18 protein-coding genes, 1 tRNA gene and 1 pseudogene are annotated in these 23,216 nt (G+C 71.9%); 8 read left to right on the top strand and 12 right to left on the bottom strand.

Annotation, left to right across the window (positions count from 1 at the left end; genetic code table 11):
• Positions 1-55: 55 nt before the first annotated feature.
• From POF43_RS02230 to nicT, 3 genes are all read right to left on the bottom strand, one after another.
• Complete coding sequence (locus POF43_RS02230) at positions 56-2,740, bottom strand: chorismate-binding protein (protein WP_282704371.1); 2,685 nt, start codon at positions 2,738-2,740, stop codon at positions 56-58.
• 129 nt (positions 2,741-2,869) lie between these two features.
• Positions 2,870-3,139: a hypothetical protein gene (locus tag POF43_RS02225; protein ID WP_271317262.1), complete on the bottom strand. Its 270-nt coding sequence runs from the start codon at positions 3,137-3,139 to the stop codon at positions 2,870-2,872.
• Between the two features lie 479 nt (positions 3,140-3,618).
• Positions 3,619-4,692, bottom strand: coding sequence for a Nickel transporter NicT (nicT, locus tag POF43_RS02220; protein WP_372515779.1), 1,074 nt, complete (start codon positions 4,690-4,692; stop codon positions 3,619-3,621).
• Between the two features lie 321 nt (positions 4,693-5,013).
• Here nicT and POF43_RS02215 point away from each other — a divergent pair, with 321 nt between their 5' ends.
• The 3 genes from POF43_RS02215 (at position 5,014) to POF43_RS02205 (ending at position 7,120) form a co-directional block, all read left to right on the top strand.
• The gene (locus tag POF43_RS02215; RefSeq protein WP_271317260.1) at positions 5,014-5,160 is read left to right on the top strand and encodes a hypothetical protein; all 147 of its coding nucleotides are present in this window, start codon (positions 5,014-5,016) and stop codon (positions 5,158-5,160) included.
• 17 nt (positions 5,161-5,177) lie between these two features.
• Positions 5,178-5,891, top strand: coding sequence for an acyl-CoA thioester hydrolase/BAAT C-terminal domain-containing protein (locus tag POF43_RS02210; protein WP_271317259.1), 714 nt, complete (start codon positions 5,178-5,180; stop codon positions 5,889-5,891).
• Positions 5,892-6,361: 470 nt separating this feature from the next.
• Entirely contained in the window at positions 6,362-7,120 is a 759-nt protein-coding gene (locus POF43_RS02205) for an AfsR/SARP family transcriptional regulator (protein WP_271317258.1), read from the top strand.
• A gap of 202 nt (positions 7,121-7,322) precedes the next feature.
• On the opposite strand, the gene POF43_RS02200 is transcribed toward POF43_RS02205, so the two are convergent.
• The 3 genes from POF43_RS02200 to POF43_RS02190 form a co-directional block, all read right to left on the bottom strand.
• A complete protein-coding gene (locus POF43_RS02200; RefSeq protein WP_282704370.1) occupies positions 7,323-9,623 on the bottom strand; it encodes a tetratricopeptide repeat protein in 2,301 nt (766 codons plus the stop codon).
• On the bottom strand, positions 9,620-10,876 hold the full coding sequence (locus tag POF43_RS02195; RefSeq protein ID WP_271325773.1) for a hypothetical protein: 1,257 nt from the start codon (positions 10,874-10,876) through the stop codon (positions 9,620-9,622). Before POF43_RS02195 ends, POF43_RS02200 begins: the two co-directional genes overlap by 4 nt.
• Positions 10,877-10,970: 94 nt before the next feature.
• Positions 10,971-11,093, bottom strand: coding sequence for a hypothetical protein (locus POF43_RS02190; protein ID WP_271318462.1), 123 nt, complete (start codon positions 11,091-11,093; stop codon positions 10,971-10,973).
• A gap of 753 nt (positions 11,094-11,846) precedes the next feature.
• Between POF43_RS02190 and POF43_RS02185 the strand changes: the two genes are divergently transcribed.
• Entirely contained in the window at positions 11,847-12,602 is a 756-nt protein-coding gene (locus POF43_RS02185; protein ID WP_271324821.1) for a L,D-transpeptidase family protein, read from the top strand.
• 520 nt (positions 12,603-13,122) lie between these two features.
• Positions 13,123-13,485, top strand: a complete 363-nt coding sequence (locus POF43_RS02180) for a peptidase inhibitor family I36 protein (protein WP_271324822.1) — start codon at positions 13,123-13,125, stop codon at positions 13,483-13,485.
• Between the two features lie 333 nt (positions 13,486-13,818).
• Here the strand turns inward: POF43_RS02180 and POF43_RS02175 are convergent, their stop codons facing one another.
• The 3 genes from POF43_RS02175 to POF43_RS02165 all read right to left on the bottom strand — a co-directional run bounded on the left by POF43_RS02175 (position 13,819) and on the right by POF43_RS02165 (position 17,621).
• Positions 13,819-15,105 carry a hypothetical protein gene (locus POF43_RS02175; protein ID WP_271317340.1) on the bottom strand — a complete coding sequence of 429 codons (1,287 nt, stop codon included), beginning with the start codon at positions 15,103-15,105 and terminating at the stop codon, positions 13,819-13,821.
• A 914-nt stretch (positions 15,106-16,019) separates the two neighbouring features.
• Entirely contained in the window at positions 16,020-16,754 is a 735-nt protein-coding gene (locus POF43_RS02170; RefSeq protein ID WP_271324823.1) for a glycine-rich domain-containing protein, read from the bottom strand.
• A gap of 660 nt (positions 16,755-17,414) precedes the next feature.
• Positions 17,415-17,621, bottom strand: coding sequence for a hypothetical protein (locus tag POF43_RS02165; protein WP_282704369.1), 207 nt, complete (start codon positions 17,619-17,621; stop codon positions 17,415-17,417).
• Positions 17,622-17,714: 93 nt separating this feature from the next.
• Between POF43_RS02165 and POF43_RS02160 the strand changes: the two genes are divergently transcribed.
• Both POF43_RS02160 and POF43_RS35265 read left to right on the top strand, forming a co-directional pair.
• Positions 17,715-18,326 carry a hypothetical protein gene (locus POF43_RS02160; protein WP_282704368.1) on the top strand — a complete coding sequence of 204 codons (612 nt, stop codon included), beginning with the start codon at positions 17,715-17,717 and terminating at the stop codon, positions 18,324-18,326.
• Positions 18,327-18,514: 188 nt separating this feature from the next.
• Positions 18,515-19,567 (top strand): annotated as a pseudogene (locus POF43_RS35265) (IS630 family transposase).
• A 451-nt stretch (positions 19,568-20,018) separates the two neighbouring features.
• Here POF43_RS35265 and POF43_RS02145 read toward each other — a convergent pair.
• Positions 20,019-20,459 (bottom strand): hypothetical protein, encoded by a 441-nt coding sequence (locus POF43_RS02145; protein ID WP_282704367.1) that lies wholly within the window; start codon positions 20,457-20,459, stop codon positions 20,019-20,021.
• A 1,029-nt stretch (positions 20,460-21,488) separates the two neighbouring features.
• Positions 21,489-21,770 carry a peptidase inhibitor family I36 protein gene (locus tag POF43_RS35060; RefSeq protein WP_372515776.1) on the bottom strand — a complete coding sequence of 94 codons (282 nt, stop codon included), beginning with the start codon at positions 21,768-21,770 and terminating at the stop codon, positions 21,489-21,491.
• A 625-nt stretch (positions 21,771-22,395) separates the two neighbouring features.
• On the opposite strand from POF43_RS35060, the gene POF43_RS02140 reads away from it, so the two are divergent.
• Positions 22,396-22,575, top strand: a complete 180-nt coding sequence (locus POF43_RS02140; protein ID WP_271325052.1) for a hypothetical protein — start codon at positions 22,396-22,398, stop codon at positions 22,573-22,575.
• Positions 22,576-23,065: 490 nt separating this feature from the next.
• Here POF43_RS02140 and POF43_RS02135 read toward each other — a convergent pair.
• Positions 23,066-23,137 (bottom strand) — tRNA-Val (locus POF43_RS02135).
• Positions 23,138-23,216 lie beyond the last annotated feature (79 nt).

Below are 23,216 nucleotides of genomic sequence, written 5' to 3'. Positions count from 1 at the left end.
GGGCTCCTCGCGGTCGGGGGCGTCCTGCGGGCGGCGGGTGCCGTCCGCAGGACGGTCACCGTCCGGTTGTACCGGATATCGCCGCGTTCGCACCGCGCCCGCCCCCGGTGTCGCGCGGGATCACCCGGGCTCCGGCGCCGGGACCGTGACCGGCACCGGCCCGCCCGGCGCCGGGGAAGACGCCTCCGGTCAGGGCGAGCAGCGGGGCTGCCTTGACGACGGTCTCGGTGAACTCGGCCCCGGGGTCGGACAGCGCGACGACGGCGCCGCCGGTGCCGTAGCGCACCCGCGCGGGGGTGGGGGGCGTTGCCGGGGGGCCGGGGGTGCCGGGGATTGCGTGGGTGCCGGGGGTGCCGGGCTCACCGGGGATTGCCTGGGCGCCGGGCGTTCCGGGGGTGGCGGGGATTCCGGGGGCGCCGGACTCACCCGGCGTTCCGGGGCTGAGGACGGCGGTGCGGATGACGACGCTGAGATCGGCGGCGCCGGTGAGCGAGAAGTAGCCGACGGCGCCGGAGTAGACACCGCGCGGTCCGGCCTCCAGGCGGTCCAGCACGCTCAGGGTGCGGATCTTGGGGGCGCCGGTCATCGAACCGGGCGGGAAGGCGGCCCGCACGCAGTCCACCGCCGACGCCCGCGGCCGCAGGGTGGCGCGCACCGTGCTGACGAGCTGGTGCACGGTGTCGTACGTCTCGACCTCGAACAACCCCGGCACCTCGACCGATCCGGGGACCGCGCTGCGCCCGAGGTCGTTGCGGACCAGGTCGACGATCATCAGATTCTCCGACCGGTCCTTCTCCGAGGTGGCCAGCTCGTCGCGCAGCGCGGCGTCCTGCTGCGGGGTGGCGCCGCGCGGCCGGGTGCCCTTGATCGGGCGGGACTCGGCGCGGCCGTCGGCGGCGACCCGCAGGAAACGTTCCGGCGAGGTGCTGAGCACCGCGAGACCGCCGAAGCACAGCAGCGCCCCGAACGGCGCGGGCGCGGCACGCCGCATGGCGCGGTACGCCCGCCAGGCGGTGTCCGGCCGGTACCCGGCGAGCGGCGCCACGATCTCGTTGGTCACGCAGACCTCGTACGTCTCGCCGGCCGCGATCTGGCGCTGCGCGTCGGCTATCAGCTCCAGGTAACGCGCCCGGTCGTGCCGCAGGGCGAGCGGTCCGGCGAGTTCCAGCGCGGGCCCGGCGGCGGGCGGCGCGAGCGCGGCCAGGGACCGCAGCCGGTCGGCCGTCTCCCGCAGCCAGCACGCGGCGGCGAGGCGGTCTGCGGGGCGGTCTACGGGGCGGTCTGCGGGGGCGGGGTGGATGTCGGCCGCCGGGCCGTCAGCGGCGGGACCCTCGGCCGCGGCACCGTCGGCCGACGGGCCCTCGGCCACCGTCGCCGGATCGTCGGCCGCCGGGTCATCGGCCACCGTCACCGGATCGTCGGCCGCCGGATCATCGGCCGGCGGGGTCCGGGCCAGCGCCAACAGATACGTTTCCCCAGCGAGGTGGTCGATGACGAGCGCGCGGTCGGCGAACACCATCACCGCGTCCGGGTCGGGCGACCGGTGCGCGTTCCGGCCGCCGCACTGCGCCTTCAGCTCGTAGCCGAGGTAGCCCACCCAGCCGAGCGCGAAGTCGCACGGCGGCACGGGCGGCGCCGGAGTGGTGAGGCGGGTCGCGCGCAGGTCGCGGTCGAGCCAGTCCAGGAAGGCGCCGGCGACCGTCTCCTCGCCCGCCGCGGACCGTACGGTCACCGTGCGGGCAGCGACGTCCGCGGTCGCCACCCGGGCCAGCGGGCCGCTCGCGTCGCCCAGCACCGAGAACCGCCCGCGCTGCGGCCCGCCGCCCGCTCGGGAGCTGTCGAGCCAGTACGCGTACGGTCCGCGGCGGAACAGCGCGTCGAAGGCGGCTTCGGCGTCCACCGGCCCGCCGACCCGTTCGACCATCAGCTCGTACGACCGCGTCACCCGCGGCGGCACGACGTCCCCCGGCGACCGCGGCCACACGTCCGGTCCCGGTGGCGGTCCTGATTGCGGTCCTGGTTCCGGTGCCGGCTCCGGTCCAAGGCCCGCCCCCGGCATCAGGCCCAACCCCGGCTCCAGGTCCGCTTCCGACGCGCCCGCCCACCCGGATTCCCCCGCTGTCCTCCACTCCCCCGCCGTCCCGATCCGTTCGCGCGGGACGCGTTCCGCCGCCGCCAGGGCAACGAAGTTCGCCAGCAGGCGGTCGCCGTGGCGGGTGGCTATGGACTCGGGGTGGAACTGGACGCCCCACTGCGGCCGGGTGCGGTGGCGCAGCGCCATCAGGACGCCGTCCGGGGTGCGGGCGAGGGCGGCCAGTTCGGCGGGGAGGCCGGTGACGGTCAGCGAGTGGTAGCGGACGGCGTCGAACGGGGAGGGGAGGCCGGCGAACAGTCCGGTGCCGTCGTGCAGCACCGGCGAGGTCCTGCCGTGCACGGGCTCCGGGGCGGGGGCGACCGTGGCGCCGTACCGGGCGGCGATGCCCTGGTGGCCCAGGCAGACGCCGAGCAGCGGCAGTCCGCAGCGGTCGATCACCTCGCGGCAGACGCCGAAGTCGGCGGCCCGCTCGGGGGTGCCGGGGCCGGGCGAGAGCACCACCGCGTCGAAGCCGGCCAGCCGGCCCAGTCGCCAGCCGGGGTCGTCGTTGCGCACCACGACCGGCTCACGGCCGGTCACGGCGGTGATCTGGTGGGCCAGGTTGTGGGTGAACGAGTCGTAGTTGTCGATCAGCAGGGTGCGCATCGGCCGGGTCACCTCCCGGCGGATTCTCCCATGACCTGCGTAAACGGCCCGATGGCGGGGAGCGGTGGAGCGCCGGACGGCGCCGGGGGCGGCCCGCCGCGGGGACGGTTCACGGGCGTCGCCGCCGGCTCAGGCCTCCGTCACCGCGCGGGCGGCGCGGCGCAGGGCGGTCTGGATGCGGCCGTAGGAGCGTTCCTCGGCGGCGCGGCGCATCACGGGGTGGGCGGCCAGGGTCCGGACCGAGACGCGGTAGGTCTCCCAGCGCTCCTCCCACTCCTGCCGCCGTTCCGCCGACCACTGCGCCGGGGGAACGTCCCACTCCCCCAAGGCGGCGAACGCCGCGTCGACGGCCCGCTGCAACCGGATGAGTTCGTCGGTTATCTCCAACGCGTCACGCATGGAGGGATGGTAGGCGGATTCTGTGATCGTTTCGTCATCAGGTGACCGTCGGCAATCCGCCTCGGCCAGTCGGTTTTACGCCACAGGAACGGTCAACTTGCCTGATGACAGCGTCATATGAGCCGGTGGTGGGTGTGACGGTGCGTTCGGAGTTGAGTGGAACCTGTGAGATTTCGCACCAAAGGATGTCCCATTCCGATCGGTCACCAGCTCGACGCGGAACGTCAACGACCGCCGCGAGCCCCCGCGTTGACACGGCGGGAGGCGAACGGCGGCCGGGAGGAAGCCGGGGCGGGGGCCCACCGAAGCCGGGGCGGGAGGCCAACGGCGGCCGGGCGGTAGCCGGGGCGAGAGGCCAACGGAGGCCGTGGCGGAGGCGATCCGCGGCCGGGAGCAGACTTGGGCGCGAGGCGATCCGCGGCCCGGAGAAGGCCCGGGCGGCGCGGCGGTGGGCCAACGGGCGGGCCGCCGAAGGGTGTTCAGTCGGCGGGTTCGGGGGCGGGGCGCAGTCCGGCCGACCACTTCTCCTCGATGCGGCCGAACTTCCACACCGCGAGCGCCGCCAGCCAGGTGACGAAGAACAGTCCGACGATCACGAAGCCGATGGCGTTGAGGTCGATGCCGCCGACCCAGTTCCAGAACGCGCCGCGCAGGTGCAGCTGCTGGACGAGCAGGCCGAGCAGTTCCACGGTGCCGATGATCAGGGCGACCGCGACCGACAGGCCGGTGATGGTGAGGTTGTAGTAGACCTTGCGGACCGGCTTGGAGAACGCCCAGTCGTAGGCGAAGTTCATGAACGAGCCGTCGATGGTGTCCAGCAGCGACATGCCGGCCGCGAACAGCACCGGCAGGCACAGGATCGCGTACCAGGGCAGGCCGGAGGCGGCGCCGGAACCGGCCAGCACCAGCAGGGCGATCTCGGTGGCGGTGTCGAAGCCGAGGCCGAACAGCAGGCCGACCGGATACATCTGCCAGGGCTTGCTGATGGACTTCATCACCCGGCCCAGCAACCGGTTCATCAGGCCGCGGTTGTTGAGGTGCTCCTCCAGCGCCGCCTCGTCGAACTCGCCGGAGCGCATCGAGCGGAAGACCTTCCAGATCCCCAGCAGGATCACGATGTTGATGATCGCGATGACGTAGAGGAACGCGCCGGAGACCGTGGTGCCGACCAGCCCGGTGACGTTGTGCAGCTGGGAGCCGTCGTCCTCCACCGGGCCGGCCAGCGCCTTGACGCCCATCGACAGCAGGAACGCCAGCCCGAAGACGATGCTGGAGTGGCCGAGGGAGAACCAGAAGCCGACCGACAGCGGCCGCTGGCCCTGATGCATCAGTTTCCGCGTGGTGTTGTCGATGGCCGCGATGTGGTCGGCGTCGAACGCGTGCCGCATACCGAGGGTGTAGGCGGTCACGCCGATGCCCATGCCGAACGACTTGGCGCCCACACTCAGGTGCTGCGGCGCGACGATCACCAGCAGCGTCACCCAGCCGACCACGTGCAGCAGCACGACGAAGCCGGCCATCCCGCTCATCCGCGCCCACTCACGCCGGGTCATCGAGTTACGGAACCGGCTCCAGCCGGACGCCGGCGCCTCGGGCGCGGCGGCGGTCGTTGTGACGGCCATGCGGGCCTCTCCCTACTCGTCGGCGCACGCCTCGTCGGCGCAGCACAATGAGCGTAGTAGCCGTTTCTTCCTACTTGCAAGTGGTTCGCAATAGCGTCGGATCGGCATCCGGGTGGGGGTTTACCACGAGTGAGACCAACTCCTATTGAACAAACGGGACTTGGGCGCAACGGGAGGGGTGTGAGAGGTAGATCTCACTGAAGTCTGTGCAACCACTGTGCGGGTAGTCGCGTGTACATGATCATGTCGAAGATGCGGACGCTCGCCGCCACCACCGGACTTCTCGCCGTCGCCCTGTTCTCCAGCGCGTGCACCCACCACACCGTCACGCACCACACCGTGGTCCACCACACGGTGGTGCACCACCACGTCATCGTCCACCACTACCACCACCACTGATCGGCGGCCCGGCGGCTGTGCCGGACCCCGTCGAGCGCGAGACGACCGCCCCCTGGCCCGGACTGCTCGTGCGACCGGCGGGCGGCGCCGCGGCCGGGGTGCTGGTGCTGTCCGGGTCCAGCGGCCGGCTGGAACGCGAGCGGGCCCGGCTGCTGGCCCGGGCCGGCCTCGTCGCGCTGGCGATCCGCTGGTTCGGCGGCCCGGGGCAGTCACCGGGGATCTGCGAGATCCCGCTGGAGACGTTCGCCGCCGGCCTGGCGACGCTGCGCGCGCACGGCGCCGGCCGGGTCGGCGTGCTCGGCGTCTCCAAGGGCGCCGAGGCCGCGCTCGCCCTGGCGGTCCGCGACCCCTCGGTGGACGCGGTGGTGGCGCTGTCGCCCACCGGCACGGTGTGGGGCAACGTCGGCCCCGGCACCGACGGCGCGTCCCGGCCGTACCGCTCGTGCTGGACCTGGCGGGGCGTACCCCTGCCGTTCGTGCCGCCGGTCGACGGCTGGACACCGGACGAGCCGCAGGACGGACCGGTGTCGATCCTCGGCTGGTACGAACGCAGCCTGCTCGCCTACGCCGACCGCGCGGTCGCCGCGCGACTACGGGTGGAGGACGCCGCCGCGGACCTGCTGCTGGTCGCCGGCGGCGACGACCTGATGTGGCCCTCGCTCCCGGCCGCGAAGGCTCTGGCGGTCGGCTCCGGTCACGGTGGGCGAAGGCGCCGGCTCCGCCTCCGGTGACGTCGGACACCGGGCCGCGCCGTCCAACCCCTGACGCCGGCCGCGTTGTCAGTGGCACCGTCTAGCGTGGACCGCGTCCAGGCTGCTGGCGCTCGCCGCGGACATCGGGGCCGGGCCTGTGGCGGGTCCGGCCCCACCCTGCCGCCCGACGGAGGCCGCGCCCCACGCCTCCCGGCCGCACCGCCGGCCCCTCTGGGCGCACCGCCGGACGCGGTGGCCGGACCGGCGGCCAACGTCGCGCAAAAGCTGGGCAATGACTTCGCCGTTCGGGGGCGTCCGGCCGTACAACAGCAGGGAACGCGCCTCCTGCGGCCGAGGTCACGCACGTCCCTCGCGGATGCCGTGCCGACGTCCCCCGGGCCTCATGCCCGCCCCGATCATCCGTGTGCGCGAGCTCTGTTGTTTTCTCTCGACGGGTCCTACATTGAGGATCCCATTAGCTGAGATGAATGCTCATCAGGGGGATAAGTATGAAATTCGGCGTTCTGGGACAACTCCTGGTCCACGACGGGACCGTCCGCCGTCTGGTCCCCGCCCCCAAACAGCGGGTCCTGCTCGCCACCCTGATCCTGAGCGCCAACCACCCCGTCTCCGTCGACCACCTGGCCGACCTGGTCTGGGACGGCACGCCGCCCCCGTCGTGGCGCGCGGCGCTGCACAACCACGTCAACCGGCTCAGACGGACGATCGGCCCGGCCGGCGCGCGACTCGTGACGAGCTTCCCGGGCTACCAACTGGAGGTCCACGACGCGGAGTCGGACCTGATGGCCTTCGAGACGCTCTCCCGCGCCGCGCAGGCCGCCGTCGTGGCCGGCGCCTGGGAACGGACCGGGGCGCCGTTGCGCGCCGCGCTGAACCTGTGGCGCGGCACCCCGCTGGGCGACGTGCCGTGCGAACCGCTGCGCGGCGCGTGGGTGCCGGCGCTGACCGAACGGTGGCTCCAACTGGTCGAGTGGCGCATCGAGTCGGACCTGCGGTCCGGCCACGACCCGCTGCTGGTCGGCGAATTACGCCAGCTGGTCGGCGCCCACCCGCTGCGTGAGCGCTTCCACTGCCAGTTGATGACCGTGCTGTGCCGGACCGGCCGGCAGGCCGAGGCGCTGGCCGTCTACCAGGACGCCCGCCGGCTGCTCAACAGCGAGTTGGGCATCGAACCCGGCTTCGAACTGCGCCAGGCGCACCAACGCGTCCTGTCCGGCGAGTCGTTCGCCCCCGGTACGTACGCCTGACGGCGGGCCGCGCGGGAGGCACGCCGGTGCCGGGGCCGGGGGCTGCGATGTCCGGGGCCCCGCGCCCCGGACCTCCGGTGCCGGAGCCGGAGCCACGATCTCCAAGCCGCGATGTCCGGGGCCGGCGACATCCGGGGCCAACGACATCCGGGGCCGCGACGTCCGGGGCCGCGACGGGGACGACCCGCCGCGGCCCCGTCGCTCACCGGGCGGCCACCGCCCCACCGGCCACGGCACCGTCGACCACCGCACCGTCAACCGCGGCACCCCCAGCCACCGCACCGCCCCTCACCGCATCCCCCGCCAGCGCCTCCTCCACCTCCGCCGTCGCCTGCGCCGCGCGGTCCGGCGCGAGGGCGGCGCAGTGGGCGAGGTCGGCGCGGGCGGTGGCGTGGTCGCCGAGGCGGGCGGCGCAGACGGCGTGCCGCAGCCAGCCGTCGGGGTCGCCGGGGTCCTGGCCGATCGCGAGGCCGAAGTCCTCGGCGGCCTCGGCGAACCGGCCCAACTCCTCGTGCACCGCACCCCGGTTGAACCGGACGGCGGCCGACTCCTCGCGGTCCAGCGACGCGGTCAGGTCGGCGAGCGCGCCGGCCGGGTCCGCGTCGTCGAACCGCACGGCGGCCCGCAGCGCCCACGCCTCGGCCATGTCGGGCGCGTCGCGCAGCACACCGTCGAGTACCTCGATCGCCTCCCGCAGCGCGCCGCGTTCCCAGGCCACGCGGGCCCGCTGGCTGCGCAGGTGCGGGTCGCCGGGGCGCAGCCGCAGGCCGGCCTCGACGTCGCGTGCGGCGCCGTCGAGGTCGCCCTCGCGCAGCAGCAGCGCCGCCCGGTTGACGTAGGCGTCGACGTACTCCGGGTCGAGTTCGAGCACGTAGTCGAAGTCGGCGAGCGCGCCGGCCACGTCGCCGCGCACGGCCCGCAGGTCCCCGCGGTTGTAGAACAGCTCGACGAACGGCGGGGTCAGCCGGGCGGCGACGTCGTACTCGGCGAGCGCCCGTTCCTCCTCGCCGAGGCCCCGCAGCAGGCCGGCGTACTCGAAGTGGTACTCGGCGTAGTTCGGGTCGAGGGCGATGACCGTCTCGTAGTCCTCGCGTGCCTCCTGGAGCCGGCCGAGGCCCTTCAGGACCAGGGCGCGGTTGTGGCGCAGTACCGAGCGGTGCAGCGCGTGGTCGTTCTCGCCCAGTTCGGCGTCCAGCCGGGCGATCCCGTCAGTGACCAGGGCGAGCGCCTCCTCGGCGTTGCCCAGGTGGCCCTCGACCAGGGCGCGGCCGTTCTGCTGGAAGACGGTGGAGAACGCCCGGTCCTCGCTCTCGTCGATGCCGGCGGCGAACGCGATGGCGATGTTGGCCCAGCCCAGGGCCATGCGGTGGTCGCGGCGTTCGGGCGGCAGGTGGCGGGTGTAGAGCATGGCGGTGGCGTAGGCGGCGTGCATGTGGACGCGCGGCGAGGTGGTGCGGGCCCGGGTGGCGTCGTAGACGGCGAGCGCCTCCTCGGCCCGGTCGAGCGCGGACAGCGACATGGTGACCTTGGTGGTCAGCGGCCACCAGCGCGGCACCGGCCCGCTGCCGAAGTCCTGTTCCTCGCCCTCGGGGGTCAACGCGATCCCGCGCCGGGCCAGTTCGATGGTGATGTCGTAGAAGCCGAGCGCGATGCACCAGTCGGAGGCGAGGTAGAGCGCCTCGACGCCGGCGCCGGACGGGTCCGCGCCGTGTTCGCGGTGGAACGGGATCGCGCCGAGGCGCCGCGAACCCTGGCCGCCGTTCTCCAGCGCCTCGGCGCGGGCGTCGTGCAGCGCGGCGCGGTCGGCCGCATCCAGCGCCCGGTAGGCGGCCCGGCCGGCCGGATCGGTGGCCAGGCACTCGCTGTCGACCCAACGGCGGGCGGCGTCAAACGGGTTGGCGGTCTCCTCGGCGGGGGCCGGCGGGGCCGGGGGCAGGTCGGTGCGGGTCGCGTACCGCTCCAGCGCGGTCACCAGTCCGGGCTGCGGCGTGGCGCCGGCGGCGGTCACCACCGTGACGGCCAGCAGTTCGGCGGGCATCCGGCGCAGCAGGATCGCGGTGAACTCGGCGTCGGTGGCGTCGGCTTCCTCGGCGCGTTCAATCACCAGCGTTGCGGGACCGCTTGGTTGACGGAGCATCAGATCACGGAGGAAGTCGGTGATGCCGTGCGCGATGCGCTGGGTGCGCAGCCGGGAGTAGAACCGGGTGCGTTCCTTCGGGATGGCCAGCGAGGTCAGCGTGCCCTCCGGAGCGGGTACCGAGTTGCGCAACTCCGGTGCGGCGGACAGCAGTTCGATGAGGTGGGCCTCGACCAGGTCGGGGAAGCGCTCCAGCGCCTGCGGCACCACGGCCCGCAGGATCGTGCCGGCCGCGGTGTACGGACCGCGCAGCCGCCGGTGGGCGCTGACCGTCGGCAGCAGCGCCGGCGCGTCCGGGCCGGGGGCGGCGGCGGCCCGGGTGCCGTCCGCGGTGACGAGCCAGCGGTGTGCGGGGGCGGTGGTCATGACTCTCCGTTCAGCAGGACGCGGTCGGCGGTGGCCGCCCGGGCGGCGCGGCGGGCCTGGAGGGTGGGCCGCAGCAGCAGGAAGACCTGGGCCAGGATGATCAGGACGAACGTGCCGCTGTCGACCAGCCCGCCGGTACTGGCCTGCGCCGGGTGCAGGAAGCGGCCGAAGACCAGGCGGATCATGGTGATCATGGGCACGGTCGTCATCAGCAGCATGCCGATGGACACCGCGTACCCCACGACGACCAGCCAGGAGTACCAGCGGGCCACCTCGCGGTCGCGCGGATGGAAGACCGACTCGTCGTACCTGGGGGTGCGCCGCCCGGCCAGCCGCGCCAGGTTGTTGTACGCGACCCGCCGGGCCGTCGTCTGGAGGTCCACGCAGCCCAGCACGGTGACGGCCACGTAGTACAGGTCCGTCTCCAGATAGAACAGGAACTGCCACAGGATGCGGACGAGGGTGAAGTAGGCGACGGCCAGCAGCATCCGGCCGGCCATCGTCAGGTGGCCGTCCTGCCGGATGGCGTCGGCGGCCAGCACGAGCGCCGCGGCCACCAGCACGTCGGTGATCATCCCGGCGAGCATCGGCAGGTAGCGTTTGCGCCGCTCGACGGTGACGAGGCCGTTCAGCTCAGTGAGGAACACCAGGTAGTACAGCCGCCGGCCGATCGACAGGTGCGAGCGCAGACCCAGCCGCCGGCCGGCCAGCGCGTGCGCGGCCTCGTGCAGCAGCACCAGCGGGATCTGGCCGAACGCCAGCACCACGCCGTTGAGCACCATCGAGCGGCTGAAGAAGACGTAGGTGTAGCGCGGTGCCAGGCCCGGCACCCGGAGCATCTCCACGACCGCGAACGCCAGCAGGGCGACGGCGAGCAGCGCCCCGGGCAGCGAGAACAGCGCCCGGCCCAGCCGCTGCCAGCGCACCGGACCCTCGTCCGCGACCGCGTCCTCGCCAGCCGCCCGCAGGAAGCCCAGCTCGCCGAGGGTGTCGCAGAAGTCGGCCATGTCGACCGGCTCGCCGTAGGTCTCCCGGTACCAGGCGGCCGCCTCGGCCGGCGTGGCCCCTGCCTCCAGTCTGCGCAGCAGCGCGGCGCCGTCCGCGGGCAGCACCACGTACGTGCCGGCCTCCCGGCGGCCCACCGTGACCTCGTCCCCCTCGTCGAGGTAGGTCAGCGGGTGCACGGGAACCGGCCGCGAGGGGTCGAAGACGGCCGGTCCGGCCTGTTGTCCTTCGTCGGCCACGGTTGCCAACGCTCCACCTTCGTCCTGATCGGGTCAGCGGGGTGTGGCGGCTGCCCGCGGGGCCGCGCCGGGCGCGGTCCCGCGGGCAGCCGGCGTCAACGGCTCAGCCGCAGGTGATGATCGTCAGGTTGGCGTGCACGCCCGCGTTCACCGCGCCGTACAGCGGGTTGGCGTGGCTGGTCAGGCGGACGTCGCCGGTCTTGCGAACCTCGATCTTCTTCATCATCGGTCCCTTCGTTAAGGGGCCTCCCTCGGCGACGACCGCCGGCGGACTGCCCGGACGAAGAGTCCACCGGCGTCCTAACGCGCCCCCAACGCCCGCCTGTCACCACGATGTCGCCCCGCTCCCATCCCGCCGCCCCGCCAGCTCACAGCCCCCGCGCCCCCGTCGTCCCACCCGGCAGACCCGACCGTCCGGGCGGTACGGGTACGCTGCGCGGCGGTTGGGGGCGGGGGTTGGGGGGCGGTGCGGGTGTGGGGGCGGTATGCGGTGCGCGGCGCGGCTGCTGGGGAGGCGGTACGCGGCTCGGCTGGTGAAGAGACGGCACGCGGTATACGGCACGACCGTGGACGAGGCAGCACGCGGCACACCGCACGACCGTGGACGAGGCAGCACGCGGTACACCGCACGATTGCCGAAGAACACGCAGTACACGGCACGACCGTCGACAAGGCAGGACGCAGTACACCGCACGATCGTCGAAAAGGCGGTGGCGGTGCGCCGCAGGGGAAGGTGTCCGCCGCGGCGCGGCATGCGGTACGTACACGTCAGCCGGCGTCCGCGCGGGCGCACGGCACGCAGCACGTGTACGTCAGCCGGCCCCTGCGCGGGCACGGCACACGGCACGCCGTACGACCGTCAAGGAGCGTCCGTGGCGGTGCGCGCGGGACAATCGCTGACGTAACGTCCGATTTCCGTCGGCCCCGATGGACCGGGCAGCGTCGAACCGCCACCGTCACCCCACCGGAAGCGCACCGCATGCCCCCCTCTTTCGGCTCCTCCAACTCCCCCCGCCGCACCGGCGTCCTGCGCCGCAGCGCCGTCCCGGTGCTCGCCGCCGCCCTGCTGCTCGGCGGCGGCGCCGACGCGGCCGGTGCGGCCGGCGTGCCGGGGCCCGTTCTCCCGAGCCCCGTCCTCCCGGTAGCGGTCGCCGCCGGGCCGGCCACCACGCAGGTCATCACGGTCGTGGCCCGCGGCACGCACGCCACCGTCACCGCCTGGCAGCGCACCGGCGGCGGCTGGGAGCCGGTCGTCAGCACCGACGGCGCCCGCGTCGGCGCCCACGGCCTCACCCCCGGCGCCACCCGGCGGCAGGGCACCGGCACCACGCCCGCCGGCACGTACTCCCTCAGCCGCGCCTTCGGGGTGGGCGCCGACCCCGGCACGCGGATGCCGTACCACCGGGTGACCGGCACCGACTGGTGGGTGGAGGACCCCACGTCCGCCTACTACAACACGATGCGCAGTTCGGTCCTCGGCGGCTTCCACCTCACCGAGACCGGCGACAACGGCAGCGAGCACCTGGCGGAGTACCCCGTCCAGTACCACAACGCCCTGGTCGTCGACTTCAACACCGCCCCCGCCGTCAGGGGCCGCGGCGCCGGGATCTTCCTGCACGACCTCGGCCCCCGGGGCGGCCCCACCGCCGGCTGCGTCGCGGTACCCGCGCCGGTGCTGACGCGCGTCCTGCGGTGGATCGACCCGTCCGACCACCCGGTGATTGCCATCGGCTGAACGGTGCCAGGCTGAACGGCGTCCGGCTCAACGGTGCCCGGCTCAACCGTGCCCGACTGAACGGCGTCCGCCGACCGCGGAACGCCGGGCGCGTCCGGGGCCGTATCCGGCACGCTGACGGCATGCGCGACACCGAGCACCCGCCCGGCCGGTCATCCCGCGCAACGGCACGTCCAGCTCCGGCAAGAGCGGCATCGCCGGTGAGCTGCTCGACCTGCTGGAGGCGGCGGGAGGTGGACCTCCCCGGCAACGGACGTACCGGCAACGGACCTCACCGGAGGTGAACGCACGGCAACGTCCAACGGAGTCCACCGGTGGCACCGCGCCCCGGGGCTTCACTCCGCAGCCGACGCACGAGATCGACAAACGGCTCACCAAAGCGCTACCGAGAAGCGACAGCCGAAAAATAAATTGCTATTTGCAGATAACGCCTCTTATCGAGCCCTGGTTTCGTCGCGTTGCTCACGTGATATCCATCAGTCGAAGAGCACGCAGAATTCACGGAATCGAAGGGGTGCGCATGAAGACTTTGCTGAAGAAAATGGGACTGCTTTCCGCGACGGCCACGGTGAGCCTCGGCACGGCCGTCCTCCCCGCCGCCCCAGCGCAGGCCGCCCAGCCGATCTGTCCGCAGGTCATCGCGGTCTGCACCTGGACGGAGCCGAACTTCGAGGGTGACTCGCGTCTCCTCTTCGACGAGGAGGCCGCGCTCCAACCGCCCGTGCGGAGCGCGGTGAACCAGGACTTCCAGACGTGGTGCTTCTACGACCGGCCGTTCTTCGACAACCGGGGGCGGACGCGCGAGGTCAACCGGGGCGAGACCGTGTACGACTTCGGCTTCAGCGCTCTGTCCGCCAAGCGGGGGCAGTGCGTCAACGATTGAGGCAGCCCTCTCCCGAAGTCCGCCGCCAGCCCGGCCGGTGACCCGATCCGGCCCACCGGCGCCATGGCGTACACGTCCCGGCCGGCCGCATCACCGCCCCACGGCGATCGCGCTGAACGGCAAGCCGGGTTTTCGACCGTCTCCGGAAAGGACGCCAGCTCGTACGGGACGGCGAGCGGATACCGGCCTGGAAGCCGCGGGCCTTCCGGAACAGGGAAATAGGCGCTGACGCTCGAATGCATGACTTCATTGAGCGTCCGCGCACAATGGGCGGGCCGAAAAATGGGCGGGCCGCGCACGGTGGTCCGTGCGCGGCCCGCCCCGGGTGCTGTGTCAGTCCCCGAGGTCGCTCATGAACTTCTTGGTGTACTCCAGCGGTGTCGTGCTGGAGATCGAGTTGCAGGTGGGGGACGCGTAGTCGTCGGAGCAGGGGGTGTCCCGGTCCAGCGACCAGTAGTGCAGCCCGGCCAGGCCGTTGCTCTTCGCGTACGACGCCAGCGTGTCCACGTCACCGGCGGTGAAGGTCTCGGTGGTGGCGTCGTTCATGCCGATCATCGGCGTGACGGCGATCTTGCTCGCCGGGACCTTGTAGGTGTGCTCGAGGTTCGTCACCGCCTGGATCGCCGACTGCGCCATCTCGCAGCTGCCGGAGGCGACGACGCACACGCTGCTGGACGCGTTGCCGTAGTCCATGGTCATCAGGTTGATGACGTAGTTCTTCAGGCTGGAGCCGAGCACCGCCTGGACGACCCCGGCGCCGAGCGAGTTCACGCCGCCGTAGCTGCCGTCGGACGCTCCCAGCGTGGCGAGGGTGAACGAGAACTGCAGGTTCGGGTACTGCGCCTGCGCTCCCGCCGCCGCGGCGACCAGGTTCTGGATGTCCGACTGGGACTGGCCGCCCTCGATGTCGAAGTCGATGCCGACCAGGTGCGGGCTGGCGTAGCGGGCGATGAACGATTCCATGCCGGCCGTCGAGCCGCAGGTGAAGGTGCCGGCCGCACCGCCGGTCGATATGACGTAGTTCAGGTTGGCGGCCTGGAGCTGCGGCACGTTCTCGGCGGCCCAGTTGGCGCCCGAGACACCACCCCAGTTCTCACTGCCGCAGGCCCCGGTGGCGAACGCGACCGTGAGCGCGGGCAGCTTCGGCAGGTCCTGCGACACCAGGCTGCCGGAGCCCACCACCGGCAGGACGGCCCCGCTCGCGGCCGACTGCATCTGGTAGGTGTTCCAGTTCATGTTGATCGTGACGTCTTTGTACGGGCTGAAGAGCAGGCCGCTCACGGAACCCGTTCCGGTCCCGGTGCCGGTCCCGCCCCCTCCCCCCGATGATCCGCCGGTACACGCGCCGTTGGACGTCCACGGCTGCCCGGAACCGCTTCCGCCGCTGCTGGTCGCCGGGTTGTTGCCCTGGGTCCAGTAGTTGGCGGTGTAGTTGGTCCCGTTCTCACTCGCCTGCTGGCTGGCGGTGTAGGCGGTGGTGGAACTCCAGGCCGCGGCGCAGGTGGTGGCCGGCTGCGCGGCTGGCGTCGCGGCCGCCGCGAAGGCCGAGCCGCCGACCGTCAGCCCGAGCACCGAGCCGGCGATGAGAGCTTTGCGCAGAATCCGTCTTCCAACTCGCATGGACCCTCCAAGGGTGAGAGGAGTGTTGCGATCGCGGCACCGCACCGGGCCGGTGGACCGGCAGGGTGACCACTTTGCACGTGGGCGAACGGAGTGGTCTTGACCACTCGAACCGATTGGTCAAGACCACTTTGTACGGGCGGCGAACAGGCCGGTCAACCCTTCAATAAAGTTGCGTATTTAGTTTGGCCGGATGAGTGGGTGACCTTTCAGCCACAGATCAGCCACAAACGTCACAATATTTCGCGGCGGACGTCGATGGGATGCGGTGGCTCCATCGGTGGTGAGTGGTGGTGGTCGGGCAGGTTCGGAGCCCGGGCCCGGGTGCCGTCGCGGGTGAACGCCGGGTTCCACCGCACCCATTGGGCCGTTCTCCGGCGGGGGCGGACGGGTCGGCCCGACAGGCGCGTCTGGCCCGAAAGCCGTGTCCGGCCGGACAGGGTGGGCGTGGGCTTCCAGGGCGACGGATCGAGTGCGGTCGGGACGAGGTCCGGACGGACCTGGTGCCGGGCGGTGTCGCGCGGGGCGGGTTTCGCGGGCCCGTTGCCCGGGCGGTTCGGATGGTCGGCGCGTTCGCCGGACCGGGCGACAACTCGCGGATCACCGCCTGGACGGAGGCCGGCCCGTACCGCCTCACGGTCGCGCGCAACGGCCGCGTCGTCCACGGGGGCACACGATGACGACGCCGACGCGGCCGCCGAGGCGCACCACCGCACCGGTGGCATCCGCACCGGCGCCAGCCGCACCGCCGCACCGCGTTCGGCCCGACCGAGACCGACGGCGAGTGGTACATCATCCGGCAGCTCTGCGGCCACCCGCTCACCCGAGCCACTCCTGTCAGGGGCGAGCCTCACGCCCAGGCGCGCACCGTACGGCCCCACCGTGGCCATCGGAGGCCACGGTGGGGGCGAGGGTCAGGCGCTTCCGGTGAGGAATTCGACGCGGGCGCAGCCGGGGCGGCCTGGTTTGGCGGGGGTGTAGCCCACGGAGCCCTTGCCGCCGCGGCCGGCGTCGGTGGGGCATCCGGCGGGCAGCGGGCGGGCGGCGGCTCCGCCGGTTCCGCCGTTGCTGTTGGAGGTGCCGGGGCTTCCGGCGGTCCTGGTTCCGGTGGTGCGGTCGTAGCAGAAGGTCCGGGGATAGGTGCCGCTGCCGCCTGCGCCGCCCTTGCCGGCCGCGGGCTTCTTGGCGAGGATGACGCCCGGTTTGCCGCCACTGCCGCCGTCGGCCTCGACCCTGCCGCCCAGGGACGAGAAGGTCGTGCTGCCCTTCCCGCCCGCCGTGCGGTCCGTGCCGGGCTTGCCGCCGGCGCCGACGGACAGGGTGAAGACCAGGTCTTCGGACGTTGGGGTGTAGGTGCACTCGATCAGGGCGCCCCCTCCGCCACCACCTCCGCCGGGCGAGATCTCGCTGAGAAACGAGCTGGTCCCGCCACCGCCACCGCCGGCTCCGACGAGGCGGACGCGCACCCGCCCGGTACCGGCCGGCGGCGAGCACTCGATCCGCTTCGCGGTCGTCACGGTGATGACCTTCGCGCACGTCGGCAACGCCGCCTGGGCAGACGCCGCCAGCCCCATCGGAACCACCGCACCACCCGCCATCACCAGCACACCCACCGCACGCGACACCCGCGCACCCGTGATCACCTTCATCGACGCCACCTTCCCGAGTCCCGTCTCTTTGCGCAGAAAATACCTATTTCTTACGTAGAGTGACGACGATGCCGGGCGGCCTCCCGCCACATTCCCCCCATCGGCCGTTGATGTGCCCACTCACCCACCCCCGTCCGCAGCGGGGCTGACGCCGTTCATCCGCTGCCGAGGCCGCCCAGCGCGCCGACAGTCGCGGCGCCGTGCCATCAGCACCGGGCTCGCCGGCGTACGACCGCTCACGATCCGCAGGTGGGGAGAGCGCGGACGCCTGAAGGCCACCGGCCTCACCGATCGCCGGGGGCAGTTGTTCACCCTCGCCGACGTCGCTCGCGCCGAACCCGCCACTCGCGCGCGGGCTTTGCGCCCCGTCGGCATCACGGCACCGTCCACCGCAGTCCGCCAGCGGCACCGCATTCCGAGGGCGGCAGCGAATCCGGGATCACCTGCTCGGGGCTTTCGTGCCCGGGACGAACCGGCCACGGCTGAACCTGTGCCTTGCCCGGCCGGACAAGGCACAGGTCACGGCCAGGAGGGGTCGGCTGGAAGCAACAGCTGTGGCCGTCGCGGTGCGCATTTTCCTCATGAGGAAAATGATGGTTCGCCAATCGGATCGATGAATTCACGCACCTGAGCGGATTTCCCTCTCCGCAGTGGAGCCGGTTACCAGCTCACGACCACGTATCCGGTGTGCCCGGTCGCGCCGCCGGTGCTGTTGTCGCTGCTGCTGGAGCCGCCTGCCGCGCCCTGGCCCGCCGTTGCCGGAATGCCGGCGGGCAGGCCGTCGAGGGTGCCGCGGTGGCCGGCCGTGCCTCCGGCCTTGGCCTCGCCTCCCGTCCCACCCTGCGCCCCGTGCCCACGCGATTGCACCTTCCAGATACCGCCCCCGCACAGGTACCTGGCGCCCCCGCCCCCGCCGCCGTTGTGCGGGCCCTTCCTGAGATCGCTTCCCCGGGCGCCGGCGTGACCACCGGACGAACCTCCGCCGGAGCCGCCCCTGCCACCAGGCACCATGCCCTGCTGCGCGGCGAAGCCGGTGCCACCGCCACCGCCACCGCCCCCACTCGCGACGGCCGCATCGGTGACGTCTCTGTTCGGGCCACGGAAATTGACGAGGAACATCTTCGAATCGCCGCCGCCTCCGCCACCACCGCCTCCGCCACCGTCGTTCCGGTTACCCGGAATGCCGTCACCACCGCCGCCCGCGCCCTGGCCGCCCTTGCCACCGCCGCGCAGTTCCCCCTTCTGCCCGCCGCCTCCGCCGCCCCCGACACGCACTCCGATCATGGCGAACCCGTCGTCCAGGAGCGACACGGTGCACGTGGCGACTCCGCCGGCTCCACCACCACCGCCGCCACCACCGACATCGTGACCTTCATGGCCGCCGCCACCTCCGCCGCCGCCACCGCCGATCAGCGCGACCTTGAACGTCTCCACGCCATCAGGCAGCTTGAACTCGAAGTAGCCCGGCTCGTCAAAAACCCTGCTGTGGGATTCGGCAGCCTGCGCCGGATCGGAACCCAATCCGGCGACCAACAGGGCTGCGGTAATGACCGCACCCACGCCCCTCAATGACTGCAAATTCTTCATACTTCTCCCTCGGCGCCACGCGCTTTTGCAACATGATGACCCGTCAGTTGATATGGCGCAGTCACCCATATGGGTGAAGCGCCTGCCGCGATACCGCATCGGCGGGTCGGCGCCCGGGTCTCCACAACTGTCCGCGGCGCCCAGTTGTGTGTCGGCACCGGTAGCCCTGAAGCGTGAGGTACGCACAGGGCGGCGGGTTGACCGACGCCGAGAGAGCCACGCGGGAGCGGTTACCGGCTTCAGGCTGTGGAGCGGGTCGAGGTTGGGCAGAAGAACGCGGAGATCGCCTCTGTCCTGCGGATCAGCGTGCGGTCGGTCGAGCGGTGGCGCCGGGCCCGGCCCGAGAGCGGAGAGGCTGGAGTCCTGTCGAAAGGGCCGCCGGGAAGACCTCGGCTCAGCGAAGCCCAGATCGCCAGGCTGGAGCGGGAGTTGGAGTGCGGCCCGTTGACTCACGGGTGGGCGGACCAGCGGTGGACGCTGGCGCGGATCAAAAGGCTGATCGGCCGACTCTTCCCTGTCTCCTGCACGGTCGAGGCACTTGGCGGCTGCCGAAGCGACACGGCTCGAGCCGGCAGCAGCCCACCAGACGCGCGATCGAGCGCGATGACGACGCGGTCGAGGTCTGGAAGAAGGAGACCTGGCCGCGGGTAGGACCACGGTGGCGGAGCGTGGGGCCCGGATCGTCTCCGAGGACGAGGCCGCGCAGTAGATGACTCCGCCGCGAGCCAGGACCTGGGGCCGGATCGGCCGGACCCCGGTCGTGAAAATCAGAGGCCGGGGCTCCGGACGAGTGTCGATGGCAGGCATGACCTGCTGAAGGCCCGGCGAGCGCTTCCGACTGATCTACGCGATCCAGGAGTACCGGGGTCGGAAGGACGAGCCGAAGGGCTTCGGCCGGCGCGACTTCCACAACCTGATCGTCCGCGCCCGCATCCGGCTCGGCGGGCCGATCGTGCTGATCTGGGACAACGTCCGCCTCCACCCGACGGTTGGCATGCGCGAATTCATCGACGCGAACGCCGAGTGGCTGCTGCCCACTTATGCTCCGGACCTCAATCCGACCGAGGGCGTCCGGTCACTGGTCGAGCGAGACATCGGCAATCTGGCTGCGGCCGACCTCGGCAAAATCACCCGCGCTGTGAAGCGCAAACTGAAGATGCTTGCAGTACCGACCGGAGGTCATCAACGGCTGCCTCGCCAGCACCGACCTTCCCCTGAACCTGTGAGCGCCGGGTCAGTGGACCCGACGTGGTCGCGGCCAAAAGCCGCTGGTCAGCTACGGTGACGGCATGACTGACAGTCTGCCCGAGGACGTAACCGACGTGCTTGGCCTCGTCCTGAACCCGGACGAGCCCGCTCACCTCGCCCTCCGACGGCAGGTGTCCCCTCAGGGTGCGATCCCGTCGCAAATGCGGTTGCGGTACTGCCTACTTCGAACTCGACACCGACGCGGTGGAGCCGGCGCCAACAGGCCCCGGCACTGTCGTGGCTGCCGACGTACAGCCACTCACCGAAACCGGTGAGTGCCCAGGCGAGGTCCTGGTCTTCGCGCAGGGCGGCTGCCTCTCATGGCTGGAGGTCTGCTCCCGGAGCGATGAACGTCGAGGTGAATCTCGCTGCGGCCTGGCGCCGGGTGCAGACACCGTCCTGAACCCGGGCCGGCAGCATCCGGCGGTCTCAGCCCCCGACACCGCCACCACGAGCCGATCGACATCGCGCGTTCAAGTTCAGTATCCGGACACGCATCACGCCCGACACTGCCACCGGCTTCCTCACCGCCGGGATCGCCATCATCGGACGGCCCATCAGCCACACGGTGCAGATCAACAAGGGGCTCGGCCGGCTGCCAGCGATCGAACCCGCCGCACGGAAGGCGCCGGCGACCGGCGCGGCGACCGGCGTCAGCCCGGTCGTCCGCAAGGTCGAGGCCGAGCTGAGCGACGACGCCAAGGCGTTCCCCGACGGCGTGGTGGCACAACTCGGCGCCCCGGCCGCGCCGATGGCCGAGCCCAGCACCAACACCGCAGCCGACACCGGGCCGACCCCGGCCGCCGTGCCCGCGCCGGAGCCCGTCACCGCGTCGGCCGGGCCGTCGAGGGCGCCGTGTTCGTCGTCCACGGCGGGCAGATCGTTCCGCAAACCGCCTCATCCGGAAGTGACCCGTGGCTGATGAGCCGTCCAACTCCGAGCTGTGGCGGCTCATCACGGACACGCTCGCGGCAACCTGACCGTCCGCCTCGACCAGCTCGTCCGCCGGGACGTCTATGACGCCCGCGGGGCCGCCGGGCGACCGCGACATGGCTACGATGCGCAAGGAGTTCGAGGGCGCCGAGCGCGAGCGGGAGAAAGCGGCCGAGCAGCAGGCGGCCGATCGGCGGTCGATCTTCACCGCGCTGATCGCACCGGTCCTCGCCCTCGTGCTCGCCCTCGCCCTCGTGCTGACGATCCACCTCGCGTCCCGGGGGTGCACTCGTGAACCGACGCAAAGACGTGCTGTTCGCGGTCGCCGTCCTGCTCGGCCTCGCCGCGTTCGCGTGGATCGCCATCACCCCGCAGAGCCCGTCCACCCGGGTACACACCGCCAACGCGGCACGCGACGCTCTCGCCCGGCAAGTCGAGGGACTGGGCCACACCCCCGTCGCCGGGCCGCCCGGCAGCCGATGCCTCCCCGGCTGCCCGGAGCGTCCGGCTCGCCGGGACGAGGCGGCGCCACGGGACCGGTGGTCGGGAAATCGGGCCCCAGCGACCCCGCCGGCGCGGTCGGGCCGTCCGGCGCAGCGGGCGCTGCGGGCGCCACAGGTTCCCCCGGCACGGACGGCGCCCAGGGCCGGCCTACCCGACAGGCCCCCAAGGTGAGCACGGAGCGGGGGGCGACACGGCGACAAGGGAGACCGCGGCGAACCGGGGCGGACGCCAGCCGGACGGACATTTGCGAACCTACGGGGACCACCTGTACGCGCAGTGCGGACGCGGACGGCAGCACCCACTACACACGCGCTCCCGACACCAGCCCGACCGAGCCGACCTCACCGTCCCCGACAACTTCGGCCGCCGCGCTCGATCTGCGGCGTCGCCACTGAACACCTCGTCCTTGCCCGGCCCCCGGGACCGGGCAAGGACGATGGGCGTGTCCGGCGCCGCCTTCCCTTACCTCCAGGAGTTCACAGTGCCAAGGTTTTCCCGGTGCCCAGGATTGAGGGTCGTGTAAGTTCCCCCGCAGTTCGGCTCGTTGTAGAAGTCCCACGCCTTTGACGAGTTGTTCGCGACAACCCGGGCGTAGCCTCCCGGAACGTTGTCACACGTGTGCTCCGTGGGGTTGTAATACATGTTGTCGGGGGGGCCGGAGGGGTCCGAGGTCTTCCAGAAGCACACATAGCCCTGCGGGCAGAGATCGTTTCGACCGCTGGGTTCGTCAGCCTGAGCCGACATCATCGGCGCGAGGAATGCCGCAGCGATTACCGACACAGCCATGAGGCGACGAAGAGCCATCGTTGATACCTCCACTATTCACGGGACCGTCGGATCGAGTCCTGTCCGGCCATCGTAAATTGCCAAATCCGCCCAACGGAACAGAGCAGATCGCGTTCCACTCGAACGAGTCATTGGCGAATAGATTCCCTCCGGAAGCATTTTCTCCCACCTATCGCAATCTCATGCGCATGGATTAATTACATAATTAATCCTATCTGGATAACAACTGCCATATCAGGCCGCCGCCCTGCCGATGCGCCGTGCGGCACCGGCCCGGCGTCCTCCGAACAGGACGCAAGGGCGCCACAGGGGTCGCCCACACATGCGTCCCCGATCCACCCCGTTCGCGCCCGCATCCCCGTCTCCGACGGCTTCGGCCGCCGCGCTCGACCCGCGGAGCCATCACTGAACCGCCTGTCCCCGTCCGACCTTCGGGCCGGGCGGGGCGTTTCGCCAGCTGCCGCACCCGGTCCCGGCCGGCACTCGCCTCGGGCCCACTCGGGCGCGTCGGGCGCTTCCTCACACATTATTCGGTAAATATAGGTTCATACAGGCAGTAATCGAACCACGTGGAGGACGCTCAATGCGCCGTATCGCCGCTGTACTCCTCGGATCCCTCCTGCTCAGTGGAATCGCCGTCACGTCGGCCCATGCGGACGACGAGTCGGACTTCCAGCACTTCAGTTCACAGCTCGACGTGGGCAGTACGGGAATCGAGTACACGCAGGACAAGGACGGTGGCTGGAGCAGCAACGACGACTGATCGTCGCCGGCTCCCGGGCCCCTTCCTACGGCCTCCCGGACGGAGCCGTGGAGAACGAGCCGACCGGGACGCGCCGCCGCCGAACCACTCGCGCCCCCGGCCGGCCTTCGGGCCGGGCGGGGGCGTTCGTCGTTCCCCGCAACGGCAACGGCCCCGCGACGGAGGGCCGTTCGCCGTTTTGCGGCGGTACCGCTCTGGTGTCGAGGCAGAACGGGAGCCCAGCCTGCCGCGGGACACATCGGCGCCCGCATCGCCGCGCTCCGCGCGCAACGCGGTCGCACACAGGCCGGGTTGGCCCTCCGGGCGGACGTGCCGTGGAGCCTGCCGTCCACGATCGAGACCGGCGACCGGCCGGGCAACGCCGTCGTTCACTGCGGCATGCGCACGGGCTCTCGCGGCGCCCACCGCCCGGCTCGCCGGGCAGAGGAACGGCCCAGGTCAAAACAGCGTTCGACCTGGGCCTTCGCCCTGTTCACCAGGGCGTTTCCGGTGGGCACAGCTGGGTTCGAACCAGCGACATCCGCTTTGTAAGAGCGGCGCTCTACCGCTGAGCTATGCGCCCGGGTGCGTGCGGGGGCACGCACGGGAGAGGTCACCCTACCGTGCTGGAGGGCGGCGGGGACAAATCCTGGGAGGGGTGC

The sequence above is a fragment of the Streptantibioticus silvisoli genome (assembly GCF_027947535.2).
GTDB classification, from domain to species: domain Bacteria; phylum Actinomycetota; class Actinomycetes; order Streptomycetales; family Streptomycetaceae; genus Streptantibioticus_C; species Streptantibioticus_C silvisoli.
The sequence above is the reverse complement of the archived record's forward strand: the minus strand, read 5'-3'. Positions and strand labels throughout refer to the sequence as shown.

What these genes read in the sequence shown, in the direction of transcription:
- POF43_RS02230 (WP_282704371.1), bottom strand. Translation starts at nt 2,740, where the DNA reads ATGCGCACCCTGCTGATCGACAACTACGACTCGTTCACCCACAACCTG.
- POF43_RS02225 (WP_271317262.1), bottom strand. Translation starts at nt 3,139, where the DNA reads ATGCGTGACGCGTTGGAGATAACCGACGAACTCATCCGGTTGCAGCGG.
- nicT (WP_372515779.1), bottom strand. Translation starts at nt 4,692, where the DNA reads ATGACCCGGCGTGAGTGGGCGCGGATGAGCGGGATGGCCGGCTTCGTC.
- POF43_RS02215 (WP_271317260.1), top strand. Translation starts at nt 5,014, where the DNA reads ATGCGGACGCTCGCCGCCACCACCGGACTTCTCGCCGTCGCCCTGTTC.
- POF43_RS02205 (WP_271317258.1), top strand. Translation starts at nt 6,362, where the DNA reads ATGAAATTCGGCGTTCTGGGACAACTCCTGGTCCACGACGGGACCGTC.
- POF43_RS02200 (WP_282704370.1), bottom strand. Translation starts at nt 9,623, where the DNA reads ATGACCACCGCCCCCGCACACCGCTGGCTCGTCACCGCGGACGGCACC.
- POF43_RS02190 (WP_271318462.1), bottom strand. Translation starts at nt 11,093, where the DNA reads ATGATGAAGAAGATCGAGGTTCGCAAGACCGGCGACGTCCGCCTGACC.
- POF43_RS02185 (WP_271324821.1), top strand. Translation starts at nt 11,847, where the DNA reads ATGCCCCCCTCTTTCGGCTCCTCCAACTCCCCCCGCCGCACCGGCGTC.
- POF43_RS02180 (WP_271324822.1), top strand. Translation starts at nt 13,123, where the DNA reads ATGAAGACTTTGCTGAAGAAAATGGGACTGCTTTCCGCGACGGCCACG.
- POF43_RS02175 (WP_271317340.1), bottom strand. Translation starts at nt 15,105, where the DNA reads ATGCGAGTTGGAAGACGGATTCTGCGCAAAGCTCTCATCGCCGGCTCG.
- POF43_RS02170 (WP_271324823.1), bottom strand. Translation starts at nt 16,754, where the DNA reads ATGAAGGTGATCACGGGTGCGCGGGTGTCGCGTGCGGTGGGTGTGCTG.
- POF43_RS35060 (WP_372515776.1), bottom strand. Translation starts at nt 21,770, where the DNA reads ATGTCGGCTCAGGCTGACGAACCCAGCGGTCGAAACGATCTCTGCCCG.
- POF43_RS02140 (WP_271325052.1), top strand. Translation starts at nt 22,396, where the DNA reads ATGCGCCGTATCGCCGCTGTACTCCTCGGATCCCTCCTGCTCAGTGGA.